Here is a 14,439-nt window from a genome sequence, read left to right on the forward strand (position 1 = left end):
TAATGCACGAGAGACAAATGAGTCAATAGACAAGATCTCAAATAAAAACGATAACACACAGGGATAGTTATGTTTTCTAAAATTCTAATTGCCAACCGTGGTGAAATTGCCTGCCGAGTAGCCGCGACTGCCAAGCGTCTGGGTGTCAGCACCGTCGCTGTTTACTCTGATGCGGATCGTGAGGCCAAGCATGTGGCTGTCTGTGATGAAGCCATCTATCTGGGCGGTTCGGCACCAAAAGACAGCTATCTAAAAGGTGATGCGATTATCGCGATAGCGCTTGAGACTGGCGCCCAAGCGATTCATCCGGGTTATGGATTTTTAAGTGAAAATGCTGACTTTGCGCAAGCTTGTCAGGATGCAGGACTGGTATTTATCGGTCCATCGGCTGATGCTATCCGCGCCATGGGCGGCAAATCTGAATCCAAGCGCTTGATGGAAATAGCGGGCGTACCACTGATACCGGGATATCATGGTGACAATCAAGACGCAGAATTTTTGCAGCAGCAAGCCGATAGTATTGGCTATCCTGTCTTGATCAAAGCCAGTGCAGGTGGCGGCGGTAAAGGCATGCGTATCGTTGAAAAAAGCAGCGATTTTGTAGATTTATTAGACTCATGTCGCCGTGAAGCCATTACCAGCTTTGGTGATGATAAAGTGTTGGTTGAAAAATACGCCTTAAAACCGCGCCATATCGAAATCCAAGTATTTGGCGATACGCATGGCAACTATGTGCATTTGTTTGAGCGTGATTGTTCCGTACAGCGTCGTCACCAAAAAGTACTAGAAGAAGCGCCAGCGCCGGGCGTTGATATTGCGATGCGTGAAGCGATGGGAACCGCCGCTATCGAAGCGGCTCGTGCGGTCGATTATGTCGGCGCAGGCACAGTTGAGTTCATCGTTGAGCAGCGCGAAGATTCTATGAATTTTTATTTTATGGAGATGAATACGCGATTGCAGGTTGAGCATCCAGTCAGCGAAGCGATTACCGGTGTCGATTTGGTCGAATGGCAGCTCTTAGTCGCGGCAGGTCAACCATTGCCAAAAACCCAAGCCGATCTGACTATTAATGGTCATGCTATCGAGGCGCGTATCTGTGCTGAAAACCCTGACAATAACTTCTTGCCAGCGACAGGGACGTTGTTCACGTATCAGAAACCTGAACATAGCACCTTTATGATTGATAAAAATGGTACTGGCGTACGTATCGATGATGGTGTGCGCGAAGGTGATGTGATTAGCCCGTTCTATGACTCTATGATTGCCAAGCTTATCGTGCATGCGCCAACGCGAGAGCAAGCATTAGCCAAGCTCGATCGAGCACTTGCGCAAACGCGTATCGTGGGTTTGCCGAATAATGCGGCATTTTTACGCTATATCTTAAATACAGAGTCTTTTAGCAAAGCCAATCTCGATACGGCATTGATTGAGCACGAGCGTGATGCGATTTTTAATCAGCAGCCTTTAGCTTTATCGACGCTCGTTGTGACCGTCATTACTCGTCAGCTTGCGAGTGAGATTGCAATGCAAGAGTCAGATATTGATCCATTTAGCAAACCTACAGGCTTCCGTGCTTATAGCGATTATACTCGTTCATTTAGCTTGGTTTATGATGAGAGTGCTTATACTGCCCGCATGAGCAACTGGCATAATGCAAGTTGTTCTGATAGTAAAAAAGGCAGTGACAAGTCGAGCAGCTTTACGCTCGCTATCGAAAAAGAAATCGCTAACACGCAGGATAATAGCAATATTAACGTAGCTGCTCAGACCGAAACAGTTTATGAAGGTCAAGTGAGCTATGTTAGCAGTGACGAAAATAATCATACGTTATGGTTGGATGGTGCACGTACTAGTGCGCAAAGCTGGGTGAATAATGAGACGGTCTATGTGTTCACAGACAGTGGTCGTGACGAGATTACGCTTGTTGATATTATGGCACATGTGGGTGAAGAGTCCGCAGCGGTCGGTAGTTTAAAATCACCGATGCCAGGACAGGTTGTTGCCTTTAAAGTGGCGGTTGGCGATACCGTGAAAAAAGGCGAGCCGTTAGCAGTTATTGAAGCCATGAAAATTGAGCATACTATTACTGCGCCGACGGATGGTGTGGTGGCAGAGTTGTTATTTGCAGTAGGTGACTTGGTCGCTGATGGTGATGAGCTATTGCGCATTGATACTAAAAGCAAATAATCAAAAGGACGATTAGTATGAAAAATGCGTATCCAGAATATGTCAGAATCGTTGATGTCAGTCCGCGTGATGGACTACAAAACGAATCAATGACGGTTCCGACTGCGGTTAAGCAAACGCTTATCAACGATTTGATTGCAGCCGGTGTTAAAAAGCTAGAAGCAACCAGTTTTGTCTCGCCAAAGTGGGTGCCACAAATGGGCGATAATAGCGAGCTACTTGATGCGTTAGCACCGACACGGCAGACAGATATTTGCTACTCAGTCCTAGTACCCAATATACGTGGCTTTGAAAATGCTATCTTGCATCGTCCTGATGAAATCGTTATTTTTGGCTCAGCCAGCGAAACCTTTAGCCAAAAGAATATCAACTGTAGTATCGATGAGAGTATTGAGCGTTTTGCGCCAGTGGCTGCTGCGGCAAAAGCGCAGGGCATCAAAGTACGCGGCGTCATTTCTTGTACAGTGGGTTGTCCTTATGAAGGCGACATTGACCCTAGCCAAGTAGCTTATGTGACCAAGCGTCTGGTTGAGATTGGCTCAGAGCAAATTGGCATCGCTGATACGATTGGTGTTGGTACGCCTCTCAAAGTGCAACGCGCGATACAAGCTGCATTAGAATATGCTGATATCTCTATGCTATCGGGTCATTTTCACGACACTTATGGTCAAGCATTAAGTAATACCTTAGCCGCACTACAAATGGGTGTTAGCGAGTTTGATACCTCGGTGGCTGGACTGGGCGGCTGTCCGTATGCCAAAGGTGCAACGGGTAACGTGGCAACCGAAGATGTGGTGTATATGCTGCATGGTATGGGTATCAGTACGGGTATCGACTTGGATAAATTGGTCGTGGCAGGCGAGCGTATCAGTGCATTCTTAAAGCGCCCGAATGGCTCAAACGTGGCACGTGCCTTAATCAATAAACGCCATTAATAAACGTCAGTCTTAATTAGTATAGTGGATTGACTATGGCATCAGAAATGGCATTAAAGATATAGTTACAGTGGCTTTAAAAAACAGATTAAAATTCGAAATTTAAAAATATCAAAACACAAGGAATAGTTATGAGTTTACCTGGATTGAATTTTCAGCTTGGCGAAGATATTGATGCGCTACGTGATATGGTGCAGCAGTTTGCGGTCAATGAAATCGCCCCACGTGCTGCCGAGATTGACAGTAGTGATGAGTTCCCTATGGATCTATGGCAGAAGATGGGTGATATCGGTCTGCATGGTATTACTGTTCCTGAAGAGTACGGCGGATCAAACATGGGTTATGTCGCACATATGGTTGCGATGGAAGAGATTAGCCGCGCTTCGGCATCGGTAGCGCTGAGCTATGGTGCGCACTCAAACCTATGTATCAACCAAATCAAACGTAATGGCTCTGAGGCACAAAAACAAAAATACTTGCCAAAGCTGGTCAGCGGTGAGTTCATCGGTGCATTGGCCATGAGTGAGACAGGCGCTGGTTCAGATGTTGTCAGCATGAAGCTCAGAGCTGAAGAAAAAGACGGCAGCTATGTGTTGAACGGCACTAAAATGTGGATCACCAATGGTCCCGATGCTGACGTGATGGTGGTTTATGCTAAGACCAATCCAGAGCTAGGCGGCAAAGGCATGACCGCTTTTATCGTTGAAAAAGGCATGGAAGGTTTCGGCACAGCACAAAAGCTGGACAAACTCGGCATGCGTGGTAGCCATACTGGTGAGATGACCTTTAATAATGTTGAAGTACCTAAAGAGAACATCTTAGGCGGTCTCAATGAAGGCGTTAAGGTATTGATGAGCGGGCTAGATTACGAGCGTGCAGTATTAGCTGCAGGTCCTATCGGCATCATGCAAGCGGTGATGGATAATGTCGTGCCTTATATCCATGATCGTAAGCAGTTTGGTCAAGCCATCGGTGAGTTCCAGCTTATTCAAGGCAAAGTCGCAGACATGTATACGATATTGCAAGCAGGTCGCAGCTTCTTGTACACTGTCGGCAAAAATCTCGATATGTTGGACGCGCGCGGTGCCGGTCATAGCCGAGAAGTACGTAAAGATTGCGCTAGTGTGATTTTATGGTGTGCCGAAAAAGCCACCTGGATGGCAGGCGAGGGCATTCAAATCTTTGGTGGTAATGGCTACACCAATGAGTATCCACTTGGTCGCTACTGGCGCGATGCCAAGTTGTATGAGATTGGCGCGGGTACCAGTGAAATCCGCCGTATGCTAGTTGGTCGTGAGCTATTTAATGAGACTAAATAGTATAAAAATATAATACTATCATCAGCGACTTTCTAAATTTGGCATAACCAGACTAGCTTAGGACAATGGCTGGTTAATAACGAACAATTGTGCTAAGGTATATTTTATTTTTTGATTGACAATAATCGATTAATAGAGTTGCTTCTTAGCCTTTTTTATTCGCCATATTTATAAGATATCGTCTATGCTGCTGACTATTACCACACCTAAAACACGCTTCAAGATAAATCTGCGATTAACTATTATTTCTGTGCTGACAAAAGCGCTATTTCTACTGAGTGTATTTGCGGTACACTCAGCAAATGCTGAGTTAGCAGACATGTCACCATCGCAACCCGTCATTCAGTTTTCAACTTCTGATGCGAAGTGGGTACATCAACCAAGGTTCGATAGTCGTCACATTCGCAACTTAGAGGGTAATTGTGATCCGGAAGAACCTTGCAAACTCAAACGTGCGGAAATGAAATTTTTATTAATTGTAAATCAGGAAGGTAAAGTTGCAAATATTACCGTATTGAAGAGTAGTGGCTCCGATAAAATTGATAGTGAGTTTATGAGAGAGTTACGCCGCAGTCTTTTGAAACCATTTAGAAAAGATAGTAAGACAGTAGTAGGCAAAGTAACCGTTCCAATAATATTTGAGTATTACTAAAGCTTAAACAATACTAAAAAGCAGTACGCCTTACACGTACTGCTTTTTTTATTTTCAATGTAAAAGTATCTATTGAGTATTACGACTGTTTGGTATGATCAAAATATCGTGCCAGACCGTTCAACAATAAATCATCACGCAAGCGTACTGGACGGTTGACGTGCTGCGAGATAATAGATGCATCACCACCCGTCATGATAACTTCAAAGTTGGGATGGCGATGGCTAATCTCATTGATGGCACCGACGATTGATAATAGTATGCCGCGATGTACCGCATCTTGTGTGGTCATGCCTTGACCCACACTATCAAAGGTGCCATTGGATATGGTGATTTGCTTAGTGCCTGAAAATAGTGATTCACGTTGCAGATAAATACTGGGGAAAATATAACCGCCCAAATGCTCAGCATGATCAATCAAGTCAATGGTCACTGCTGTGCCACAGCCAATCACGCATTGACGTTTTTTCTTATCTACGGCGCCCAGCATCTGTAGCCAACGATCACAGCCGAGCTGTTCGTCATTATAAGCACTCTTCATCAAAGCATGCGCTGCATCGACATGGACAAACTCAAACGGAATATTCAGACGACCTAACGTCTCTGACACTTTAACATTTAAATCGTCGCCCAGCACCGATGAGATACCAATGAAATCAGGCGCATAACGCTCGAAGCGATCGGTCAAACCCATCAGTAGTTCGGCAGGCGCTTGCAAATGTTGCTTGGCATCATGCGCGACTATTTGTCCGATATCATCGGTGAGCCAGTATTTTAGACGGGTGTTGCCAAGATCTAACCAGAGCATAAAAATCCCTTTATATCGTGCCCATTGGGTCTTTGATTTAAGCCTTATCAATAACGTCGATGCGTCCGGTAAAAAGCGCAGAAATCTTACCGCTATCTTGACGCAATTGCAAACATCCATGTGTATCAAGACCACAAGCATAACCTGTGATACTATCTGTTTTACCGTTATGCTCTTGAGTAACGTGCAAGCGTAATCCTGCCAGTGCATCCATCGACTCAAACTGTTTTAAAAAGCTGTCCAAATTATAGCTTTGACCAGTGGGCTTCTCTAATCCTAAGTGCTCAAAGCGTGTCATCGCGGCTAGCAGGGCTTTACTCATTTGTTGGTAAAGCATTTTTAGGCTTGGTAGGCTCACAATATCTGTCTCTGGTTTTAGCTTCTCATAAATATCCTGTAGGCTAATCGCCTGATAACTCATGCCTTCACAGGTTTGCGCAGTGAGTTTGGGCGTTGCCTGTACATTAAGTCCTACGCCCATCACCACGCCGACCAATTTGCCCGTTTGGGTAACAGGTTCTATTAAAATACCCGCAAGTTTATGAAAAGGTAGGGTCTGTGCTGCCAGTTTAGGCTCATTTGACATTGAGTCAGATGGCAGTTGATAAAAGCCCAAATCATTTGCCCACTTCACGCCGATGGGCGTCAATCCTTGCGCGCGTAATTGCTCATTTAATATTTGAATAACGGGCATTTTTGCCAGTTCAATGCCGATGATTAGTGACAATAAACCGCTAATCGGCAGATGAACAGGATGATATAACGACAGATAGACATTGCCGCGCGGTGATTGCCACGAGCGCCCGTGCTGCCCACGTCCAGCGCTTTGGGTTTCAGCGGTCAGTAAATGCATCTGCGCAGCATTTAACGTGCCATGTTGTACATCTGCTATCAGCTCGCTATTGGTGGAGGCACTGCTGACAAGGTGGCGATGGTTCAGCTGTGGTAAATGATGAAGCTCTAATGAGTCGTCAGAAAAATTGGAAAATGGCGGCATAAGTTTCGTCGATGTGGTTAATATAGCGTGGATAATCTTTGTTATACTGGGCGATTGTCATGAGATTTTCACGATTAGACAATACCAAATAAACAGCATAAAGGTCGGATTATGATTTAGCAAATGCGATAGGCAAGTGATTATAAAACTAAATAATTTTTATAAAAATAAGTGTGATAAAAGGCTGATTCGATGATGTTATATGTGTGGTTTGTGATTGCAGGGGCATTTGCGGGTGTCAGTGCCGGTTTATTTGGCGTTGGCGGCGGCATGATTATCGTACCAGCATTGGTATGGATTTTTACCGCTTATGATTTTTCACCAGAAGTGGTGACCCATTTGGCGATTGGTACGTCACTGGCGACTATCGTTGTGACCTCGATCAGCTCAATGACTGCGCACAATAAGCGTGGCGGCGTGCGTTGGGAAGTATGGCGCAAAATGGCACTCGGCTTGGTCATCGGTAGTTTGGTGGGAGCTGGTATTGCCGATATGATTGACGGTAAAGTATTGCAAGCCATCATCGGTGTCGGCGCGTTATTGGTTGCTTTAAAAATGCTGTTTTTGTCCAATAAAGAGCAGCTGGGTAAACCGCTACCGTCAACTGGCGTACAGTTCGGCGCGGGTACAGGGATTGGCATGGCGTCGTCTATTTTTGGTATTGGCGGTGGCAGCTTAACCGTGCCGTTTTTGAATTGGGCAGGGTTACCGATGAAGCAGTCGGTCGGCACGTCTGCCGCTTGTGGATTGCCGATTGCATTGGCAGGCGCAGCAGGGTTTGCATGGTTCGGGCAAGATGTGGTCAACCTGCCTGAGGGCACGATAGGTTTTGTGCATATCACGGGTTTTTTATGTATTTCTGTCGCTAGCTTTGCGATGGCAAAAGTCGGTGCCAAGCTTGCGCACCAATTACCTGCGCTAACGCTTAAGCGCGCCTTTGGGGTGTTGTTATTGGTCGCAGGCGGGCAGTTGTTGTTAAGTGGGATTGGGGTGATTTAGAATACTAATCGTTCGACTATTTCGGATGATATTACTTTAGGGAATATGAGTGGACGCATTAATAGCTGGTGTTATCGGTGTGATAACTGGAGGAGGAGTTTCATTCGTAGCAAATTATTTTTTGAATGTTCAAAGGTATAAGCAGGATACTAAAAAACAGAACTCTGACCACGATCATGATCTTGTAAAACAAGACTCCGAACATAAATATGAGCGACAAATTTTCCTAAGACAAAAGTATGAAGATTTGGTGTTTAGGCTTATTGATTTTTCTATGATCTTAAGATCATTAGAGTTAAATGTACAGCAGCAAGGAACAAGGCAAATTAATATCAATGAGTTTATTGAGAAAGGTGGACAGATAGAGGTAATTACTGTGCTCTACTTTCCTAAATTAGTTGATGAATGCAAGAGGTTCTTAGAAGTAGCAAATCCGTTGTTCGTATCACAGTATAATCGCCATCATAACTCTACAAATAATAATTCAGATAATCTGGAGTCGCTAAAAGTAAAGTTTGATGAAAGGTATATTGAATTATATAGTGAGATTCAAAAATATAAGTCAGACTATACTTAACAATCCACAGATCCTAAACCCCATCCCAATTTCAGATGAAATAACTACCTATTTTCGTTAGCTTTATTAAGAATTTATGAGTTTAGGTTATTTAGAATTGGGAAGCTAAAATGCCTTTATCAATTTAAAGAAAGCCTACTTCTTATCAATCGCATCTAGCCCCAAACGCATCCATTTTCTCGCTAGCTCATCATGGTCGCTGAGCATATTCCACAGCGCATCTTCACTAAAGATAGAGTATTCATCACCTGAATGTTCAATTGGCAGATCCGCTTCACGATCTGTCATCCATTGAGGGTCTAGGTAGTAATCTTTCAACTCATTTTGCAAGGCTTCAGCTTTTAAGAACTGCTGCTGCGCTTCGAGTTGCTGGCGATGCAGTTTGCACCATTCTTCATATTTTTGTTGCAATTCTTGCGGATTATAATCAGTCATATTAATGCTCTTAATTTTTAGTGTTTAGATGAATTATATAGATTTTCAGCCATATTATAGCATTCCTCACAAACTCTAAAAACTCGTCACAATTTCAGGTAGAATAGCCGCCTGTTTTCGCTAAGTTTATTGATTATTCATGCGTTTAAAATCTTTAAAATTGGCAGGCTTTAAATCCTTTGCCAATCCAACGACTTTTACCTTCCGTCATGGTATCACCGCCATTGTCGGGCCGAACGGCTGTGGCAAATCCAACGTGATTGATGCCATTCGCTGGGTGCTGGGCGAGACCTCTGCCAAGCAGTTACGTGGCGGAGCAATGAGTGATGTCATCTTTGCCGGCACGCAAGATAAATCTGCCAAAAGTGTTGCCAGTGTCGAGCTTACTTTTGAGCATACGCAAGATGAACAGACGGGTATTCGCCATGAATTCAATCTCTATCAAGAGCTGTCAGTCCGCCGACAGGTAAATAAAGAGGGACGCTCAGACTACTTTATCAATGGCACGCGCTGCCGTCGCCGTGATGTAGTTGATGTGTTCTTGGGAACTGGGCTTGGCGCGCGCAGTTATGCGGTTATCGAACAAGGTATGATTGGGCGAATTGTTGAATCTAGCCCTATGCAGCTACGAGAGTTTATCGAAGAGGCGGCTGGGGTTTCGCGTTATCAAGCGCGCCGCGAAGAAACGCAAAAAAAGTTAGAGAAAACTAAAGATAATTTAGCACGTCTGCATGATATGCAAAGCGAGCTGATTAGCCAACAAAAACGCTTATCTAGGCAAGCAGAAAGCGCTCAGCGTTACGAAGAGCTAGCGTTAACACTTGCTGATATCAAGCAGCAACTTGCCATTCAGCAACTGTATCAAGCTAAGCATAATCAGCAGCAGCAAAAAATAGCTCATGAGCGTAGCGCTAGTGAGGTCGCCACATTACAAGCCAGCTATGAGGCTCTAAAAGCCAAACAAGATAAGCTTGCTGCCCATATCAATCAAGAACAGTGGCTAAAAGACGATGCCCAAAGCAGCCATTATCAGCAGCAGCTAAGCTATCAACAAGCTGAGCACCAGCTAAGTGATGCAAAGTCGCAGCTAACCGTTATTGAGCAGCAACTAGCCAGCTTGGATCAACAACGTCAGCAAGCAGTCGATGAGATAAATCGCTTAAAGGCTGAGCAAGCCGAGCAGCAGACTGTGCTAGAAGGATTGCGTCCTAAGCTCAATGAATTAATGAATAAACGTAAAGCGCATAAACGCAACGAGCAACCATTACAGCGCGCCTACCATGACGCGCAAAATCAGCTATCACGCTTGCAGGATGAAGCTCGCATGCTAGAACAACAGCAAGCCATTAATAACCAAGCACAAAAACGCCATCAGCAAAACCATGAAAAATGGCAGCGCCGTCAGCAAAATTGGCAGCATTTATGGCAGCAACTCCAACAGTCGCTATCACCAGTTGCAAGTGCTGGTTTGCAAGATAATTCTGATACGAATAATTTGCAGCAGACATTAGTGGCGCAAGTTGCCGAGCTAAACAAACAATTGCATCAGATTGAACGCCAACAAGACAGCGTCGATGAGCGAATGTCTGAGCTACAACCGCAAGCGCAGGATTTACAGCAGCAATTACACACGCAGCAGCGTGAGCTTAGCGAGAGTGAGAAGCGCCACGCCGTATTGGCAGGCGAGTACGATACTTTGCATCAGATTTTGTATTCTAAGCCGACATCAAAATCGCAACCACTCGTTCATGCAAAAACTGCTGATGTTAAAAGTGATTTAGAAAGCAAAATAGTCAGCGACTATAGCCAATTGACCATTACAACTTTACGTGATCAGATTGAGTTAAGCGCAAAAGGGCAGCAGCATGCAGAGCTACTTGATAGTGTGTTGGCATTATGGTTAGACAGCCATGTGCTGGTTTCTAACCAAACTTATCAACTAAATGTTGATAACGCGAGCGATGACTCTGAGAAACCGCACAGTTTATGGCAGGTGCTTGAGCATGACTTTGCCAATCTGTTTACTTATCAAACGGCACGAAACACGGCTGCTAGTGCAAACGATAAAACCCTATTAGAGACAGGTCACAGCTTGTGGCTATCTGCTCAGACAAATGGTACAGATTCAACGCCATTTATCAGCGATTTGCCAGATAACTTGGTTGAAGCAATATTGCCTTTATCACAGCTGATTAGCGCACCGAACTTAGCGCTTTGGCAGCAGTGCTATTTATATATTACACAGCCTGAGACAGATAATAGGCAAACGTTAGAAGCGCTTGCTGAGATTTTAAAAGCATTGCCATCGTCAGCTATTTTACTCACGACTGACGGCTGGCTTATCAGTCGTCAGGGTACGATGAATTTAAGCAAATTTGCTGGTGCGCAAGATGGACAAAATGGTAGCAATAACAGCAACAGTCAATTTTTAACCCAGCGTTTGCAGCAGCGCAGCCGTTTGCAAGCGTTAGAAGACTTGCTCGATGATTTTGAGAACAAAATAGAAGCGCAGAAAAAAGCGATTACAAAAGACCAGCGTAACTATGATGCATTAACAGTTAGCTTAGAAGAAACGCGCGCGCAAGCTGAGCAATTAACTCGCGATAAACATCAATATCAGCAAAAGCTCACTACCGAGCGCGCCAACGCTGAACGTTTGCAAGCGGACAGCCAACGTCTCAATGCTGATAAAGCAGCCCTCGAGCAAGAGCAACAAGAGCTGGTGCAGGAACAACAATCGCTCAATCATGAGCAGCAAGATATCCAAAACAAAATAGCAGCGCTAACGCCACAAATCGCCGATGCTCGTGCGGCAACTCAGCAATTACAAGCTGAGCGCAGTGAGCTAAGTCGTACCCGTCAAGCAGATGATGACGCTTGGCAAGCCTTGCAACTTCGTATTCAACAGAGCGAAATGCGTTTAGAACACAGTGTCAGTAGTCTTACTCGGGCAAATGCGCAATTTGATAAGTCGCTACAAAGCGAGCAAAATCTAAAGACGCGTCATGAGCAGCAGCAAAATAGGCTGCCAGCACTGCAAGCTGCATTGCAAATAGCACAGACCGCGCGCGATGAGCAGCAGGCTATATCAACAGGGCGCGAGACCGCATTAACGGTGCTCAAGCAAGAATACAATCAGCAGCAGGTTGAGCTAGATACCTTGCAAAACACACTGCAAACCCAGCAAAATGCGCTTGCCAATCACTCGACCAAGTTGGCATTAAGCGCTGCAAAATTAGAGGATGCTAGTAGCCATACGCAAGAAGCGCTAGATGCTTATTATAAGTTGAGTCATAAATATAAAGCACAATCGGACATAGCGCAGCACCCACAGCATCAGCAACAAGTGATGAGCGTTTCAAACTTATTGGCAGATTTTATCGCTCATGATCGCCGCGTGCGCCCAGATAAAATCACTGAGCTTGAGGCTGAGCATAGTAAGATTGAGCAGCAGCTAAGTAAAATTGGCGCGGTCAATCTCGCTGCCGTGGCAGAGTTGGCAGAAGTTAATGAGCGCCTACAACCACTCTCGCAGCAGACCGCCGATATTGCTGCGAGTATGCAGACGTTAACGGAGGCGATTGCTTCGATTAATGAGACCACCAAGACGCTATTTATGCAGACGCTCGATGCCGTCAATATTGAGCTTGCCAATTTATTTGCCAAAGTGTTTGGTGGCGGGCAGGCCAGTTTAACGCTCAATACGGATGATATGCCTGTTAGTGCGCCAAAATCAGAACAGTGGCGGGCAGGGCTAACCTTGATGGCACAGCCAAAGGGCAAACGTAATAGCCGCCTCGCTGTGCTTTCAGGCGGTGAGAAGACGCTTACTGCACTGAGTTTGATTTTTGCGATATTTAAGCAGCATCCCGCGCCATTTTGTGTGCTAGATGAAGTGGATGCACCACTTGATGACGCCAACGTCGCCCGCTTTACCAGTCTCATTCATGAATTAGCAGACGATTTGCAGTTTATCTTTATCAGCCATAATAAATTAACGATGCAGATTGCCGATGAGTTAAAAGGCGTGACCATGCCAAGCGCAGGGATTTCTACCTTGGTCAGTGTGTCACTCGATGAGGCAGCGCTTTACCTTTCTGATTAAGAGCAGCGCTAAATAGCAAAAATAATTGATAACTGGTAGCAGTTGTCAGTGGTATAGTTAGAAATGATGTGCCAATATTACAACGTCACGCAAGTGTGTCAGCCTCACGGTAAACGATGACTATATGGTGACGATATTCATTAGCCATGCTAGACTATTGCCATTTATTCCCTCTTATGTATTCCCTTTTGTCATATATTAGGATGTATCTCTTATGACCGCTATTCAGTTTATATTGATTGCCATTGCCGCATTTATCATGCTTGCAGGGCTATTTATGGTCATTCGTAGCTTTAAGCGCCGCAATAATGCTGAAGCGGTAGCGGTCAATTATGATAAAAACGGTATTCCTATCATACCGCGCCATGAACGCAATATCGTCGATCAGCCAGACTTAGACGATACAGTCGCTGGCGAAACAAGTATCGCCCCTGATCGCAGTTATCTAAATGCGGTGGTCGAAAACGAGCCTTTGACTCAACCTCATACCCATGTTGATACGCAGCTGACAGCTGGGCATGCGGATGTTAATGACAGCGATACTGGCACAATAGATGATGCTGACTATGTGCGCTGGCAAGCAGAGCAGCAGCGTGCTGACAACAGCGAGTTTGCAGAAGCCGCTGAGCAGATGCATATCGAGCAAGAGCAGGATGCGTTTTCAAGCTTGATGTCTGCAACTGACAGCTTGATGCCCTCTATTGATACCGCAGACGAGCCAAGCTTCGATAATAACAGTCCGATACTCGATCAGCATTTATCAGAGCCAGTGGATGAAGCGCAAAACGGTCCACTCATCAATGCCAAAGACAACATTAATATCACTATCTTGCCGCATCAATATCGCGACCGCCCAGCCGCGATTATCCGTGGACGTGATTTATTGGCATTAATTGATAAGTATGGTCTGCGCTATGGCGCGATGAATATGTTCCATCGTTATGAGCAAAAAGACGGCACCGGTATGCTATGGTTTAGCATGATGGGTATCACTGATAGTGGCATCGCGCCTTTTGATCCGCATAGCGTGGCGACCAATACTTATAATGGCGTGGTAGTATTCTTATCTTTGCCGCATCCACAAGCGCTGCGTAGCTTCGATAGTATGATGAGCATCGCTTATATGATGGCAAGTGATTTGGACGCCATTATGCTCGATGAAGAGAACGAACCAATCACCCCTGAATACAAGCAGCAATTGCGTAATCAAGTCCGCGATTATGAAGGTTAGTTTTAATGTATGAATACAGGTTGATCAATAAAAGCTGATTCATATTAGCAGTATTAAAAAAGGCAAATAGCGATTGACGTTATTTGCCTTTTTTAATGGGCTTTAGTTTCTGCAAAATGCTAGAGTCGGTTCAAGATAATTTAGATACAAGGAAGGTGAGTGAAAGTACTACACATAGTAGACTGAGCGAGCCT

The 14,439-nt window shown here is 44.9% G+C and carries 11 protein-coding genes; 8 read left to right on the forward strand and 3 right to left on the reverse strand.

Annotated elements, in window-relative coordinates; genetic code table 11:
• Positions 1-69: 69 nt before the first annotated feature.
• From ACP69U_RS02915 to ACP69U_RS02930, 4 genes are all read left to right on the forward strand, one after another.
• Positions 70-2,187: an acetyl/propionyl/methylcrotonyl-CoA carboxylase subunit alpha gene (locus ACP69U_RS02915; RefSeq protein ID WP_426137771.1), complete on the forward strand. Its 2,118-nt coding sequence runs from the start codon at positions 70-72 to the stop codon at positions 2,185-2,187.
• 17 nt (positions 2,188-2,204) lie between these two features.
• Complete coding sequence (locus ACP69U_RS02920; protein WP_426137772.1) at positions 2,205-3,122, forward strand: hydroxymethylglutaryl-CoA lyase; 918 nt, start codon at positions 2,205-2,207, stop codon at positions 3,120-3,122.
• Positions 3,123-3,253: 131 nt separating this feature from the next.
• Positions 3,254-4,441 (forward strand): isovaleryl-CoA dehydrogenase, encoded by a 1,188-nt coding sequence (locus tag ACP69U_RS02925; RefSeq protein ID WP_426137773.1) that lies wholly within the window; start codon positions 3,254-3,256, stop codon positions 4,439-4,441.
• A 184-nt stretch (positions 4,442-4,625) separates the two neighbouring features.
• Positions 4,626-5,093 (forward strand): energy transducer TonB, encoded by a 468-nt coding sequence (locus ACP69U_RS02930; RefSeq protein WP_238048842.1) that lies wholly within the window; start codon positions 4,626-4,628, stop codon positions 5,091-5,093.
• Between the two features lie 79 nt (positions 5,094-5,172).
• On the opposite strand, the gene ACP69U_RS02935 is transcribed toward ACP69U_RS02930, so the two are convergent.
• Entirely contained in the window at positions 5,173-5,901 is a 729-nt protein-coding gene (locus ACP69U_RS02935) for a pantothenate kinase (RefSeq protein WP_055123442.1), read from the reverse strand.
• 37 nt (positions 5,902-5,938) lie between these two features.
• On the reverse strand, positions 5,939-6,898 hold the full coding sequence (locus ACP69U_RS02940; protein WP_087813969.1) for a biotin--[acetyl-CoA-carboxylase] ligase: 960 nt from the start codon (positions 6,896-6,898) through the stop codon (positions 5,939-5,941).
• A gap of 195 nt (positions 6,899-7,093) precedes the next feature.
• Here ACP69U_RS02940 and ACP69U_RS02945 point away from each other — a divergent pair, with 195 nt between their 5' ends.
• Positions 7,094-7,897 (forward strand): sulfite exporter TauE/SafE family protein, encoded by an 804-nt coding sequence (locus tag ACP69U_RS02945; RefSeq protein WP_176393006.1) that lies wholly within the window; start codon positions 7,094-7,096, stop codon positions 7,895-7,897.
• A 49-nt stretch (positions 7,898-7,946) separates the two neighbouring features.
• Positions 7,947-8,474, forward strand: coding sequence for a hypothetical protein (locus ACP69U_RS02950; RefSeq protein ID WP_193013252.1), 528 nt, complete (start codon positions 7,947-7,949; stop codon positions 8,472-8,474).
• Positions 8,475-8,609: 135 nt separating this feature from the next.
• Here ACP69U_RS02950 and ACP69U_RS02955 read toward each other — a convergent pair whose 3' ends face one another.
• The gene (locus ACP69U_RS02955; protein ID WP_087813972.1) at positions 8,610-8,909 is read right to left on the reverse strand and encodes a DUF4298 domain-containing protein; all 300 of its coding nucleotides are present in this window, start codon (positions 8,907-8,909) and stop codon (positions 8,610-8,612) included.
• Positions 8,910-9,048: 139 nt separating this feature from the next.
• Between ACP69U_RS02955 and ACP69U_RS02960 the strand changes: the two genes are divergently transcribed.
• Together ACP69U_RS02960 and ACP69U_RS02965 are read left to right on the forward strand one after the other, a co-directional pair.
• On the forward strand, positions 9,049-13,014 hold the full coding sequence (locus ACP69U_RS02960; RefSeq protein ID WP_426137774.1) for an AAA family ATPase: 3,966 nt from the start codon (positions 9,049-9,051) through the stop codon (positions 13,012-13,014).
• Positions 13,015-13,228: 214 nt separating this feature from the next.
• Positions 13,229-14,245, forward strand: a complete 1,017-nt coding sequence (locus ACP69U_RS02965; protein ID WP_426137775.1) for a cell division protein ZipA C-terminal FtsZ-binding domain-containing protein — start codon at positions 13,229-13,231, stop codon at positions 14,243-14,245.
• Positions 14,246-14,439: the final 194 nt, after the last annotated feature.

The organism is Psychrobacter sp. TWR1-1-1, assembly GCF_049895865.1.
GTDB classification, from domain to species: domain Bacteria; phylum Pseudomonadota; class Gammaproteobacteria; order Pseudomonadales; family Moraxellaceae; genus Psychrobacter; species Psychrobacter immobilis_A.

Excerpts from the sequence above, each read along its gene's own strand:
- ACP69U_RS02915 (WP_426137771.1), top strand. The coding sequence starts at position 70 with ATGTTTTCTAAAATTCTAATTGCCAACCGTGGTGAAATTGCCTGCCGA.
- ACP69U_RS02920 (WP_426137772.1), top strand. The coding sequence starts at position 2,205 with ATGAAAAATGCGTATCCAGAATATGTCAGAATCGTTGATGTCAGTCCG.
- ACP69U_RS02925 (WP_426137773.1), top strand. The coding sequence starts at position 3,254 with ATGAGTTTACCTGGATTGAATTTTCAGCTTGGCGAAGATATTGATGCG.
- ACP69U_RS02930 (WP_238048842.1), top strand. The coding sequence starts at position 4,626 with ATGCTGCTGACTATTACCACACCTAAAACACGCTTCAAGATAAATCTG.
- ACP69U_RS02935 (WP_055123442.1), bottom strand. The coding sequence starts at position 5,901 with ATGCTCTGGTTAGATCTTGGCAACACCCGTCTAAAATACTGGCTCACC.
- ACP69U_RS02940 (WP_087813969.1), bottom strand. The coding sequence starts at position 6,898 with ATGCCGCCATTTTCCAATTTTTCTGACGACTCATTAGAGCTTCATCAT.
- ACP69U_RS02945 (WP_176393006.1), top strand. The coding sequence starts at position 7,094 with ATGTTATATGTGTGGTTTGTGATTGCAGGGGCATTTGCGGGTGTCAGT.
- ACP69U_RS02955 (WP_087813972.1), bottom strand. The coding sequence starts at position 8,909 with ATGACTGATTATAATCCGCAAGAATTGCAACAAAAATATGAAGAATGG.
- ACP69U_RS02960 (WP_426137774.1), top strand. The coding sequence starts at position 9,049 with ATGCGTTTAAAATCTTTAAAATTGGCAGGCTTTAAATCCTTTGCCAAT.
- ACP69U_RS02965 (WP_426137775.1), top strand. The coding sequence starts at position 13,229 with ATGACCGCTATTCAGTTTATATTGATTGCCATTGCCGCATTTATCATG.